Below are 1,286 nucleotides of genomic sequence, written 5' to 3' on the forward strand. Positions count from 1 at the left end.
AGGCTGCCTGTCGGTGCCCGGCATCTACGATGGGGTGGAACGTCCGGCCCGCGTGAAGGTGCGCGCTTTTGATGCCGACGGCAAGGCCTTCGAGGTCGATGCCGATGAGCTCTTGGCCGTGTGCATCCAGCATGAGATGGATCACCTGAAGGGCAAGGTCTTCGTCGAATACCTGTCGCCGTTGAAGCGCAACCGCATCAAGACCAAGCTGCAGAAGGAAGAGCGTGAGATGAAGAAGAAGGCGGGCTGACACGCCGCCCACATCTGAGATAAAAAATAACGCCGGCCGGGTTATCCCCGCCGGCGTTTTTCATTGATGCGTCATCTGCATCAATGCCGTCGATTGATGCAAGAAGGCTTACACCGCCACAAACCGATACACCCCATCCTCCCCCAACAAGCGCTTCACCGCGCCGTCGTACCAGAGCTTGTGCAAGTGCGCCACGGCCTCCCCCAGCGCGAAGGACAGCTGATGCGTATCCAGCGGCCGCTTGAACATCACCGGCAGGATATCCACGCCGGTCTGCGGTGTGGCACAGGCCTCCAGCACTTCGGCCAGACGCTCGCGGTGATGGTCGTTCAACTGCTGGATACGGGTATGCAAGCCACGGAAGGGCTTGCCATGCGAAGGCAGCACCAGCACATCGGCCGGCAGGTGGCCATACTTCTTCAAGGAATCCAGGTACTGCTGCACCGGATTGCTCTCCGGCTCGATCGCAAACACCGACACATTGGTGGAAATGCGCGGCAAGACCATATCCCCCGAAATGAGCACATTCAGCGTCGCGCAATACAGGGAAACGTGCTCCGGCGAATGCCCGAACCCGGTGATGATCTCCCAGTCCCGTCCGCCGATGCGCACGGCGTGACCATCCTGCATGCGGTGGTACGCGTGCGGCACCGCCGGCACCAGGTCCTGGTAATACGTATTGCGTCCCTGCAGCGTCGCCACCGTCTCGGGATCCGCCAGGCCATGCCGCTGGAAATGCGGCGTGGCCGCCGTCCCCTCGGCACCCGGCAAAGCCGCCGACATCACGCGCGCAAAGGCGTAATCACCGGTACTCATCCACAGCGGTGCCTGCCAGCGCTGGCACAGCCAGTCGGCCAGCCCTACGTGATCGGGATGGCAATGCGTGACCAGCACGCGCAGGATGGGCAAGCCACCGAGTTCTTCAGTAAAGATGCGCTCCCAGGCCGCGCGCGTGTCATCGGTGGCAATGCCGCAATCGACCACGGTCCAGCCGCGCTGGCGGCCTTGCGGGGGGTCGAGCTCGTCTTGCAGCAGC

2 protein-coding genes are annotated in these 1,286 nt (G+C 62.6%); one reads left to right on the top strand and one right to left on the bottom strand.

Annotated features, from left to right (window positions below; genetic code table 11):
• Positions 1 to 250 (top strand): peptide deformylase (locus B3873_RS05360; protein WP_286864473.1); only part of this gene is annotated, 250 nt, incomplete at its 5' end.
• Positions 251 to 358: 108 nt separating this feature from the next.
• Here the strand turns inward: B3873_RS05360 and B3873_RS05365 are convergent.
• Positions 359 to 1,286: MBL fold metallo-hydrolase (locus tag B3873_RS05365; protein ID WP_286864475.1), on the bottom strand; the 928-nt coding region annotated here is incomplete at its 5' end.

The organism is Herbaspirillum sp. UBA812, assembly GCF_002296545.1.
Lineage (GTDB): Bacteria > Pseudomonadota > Gammaproteobacteria > Burkholderiales > Burkholderiaceae_D > Herbaspirillum > Herbaspirillum huttiense.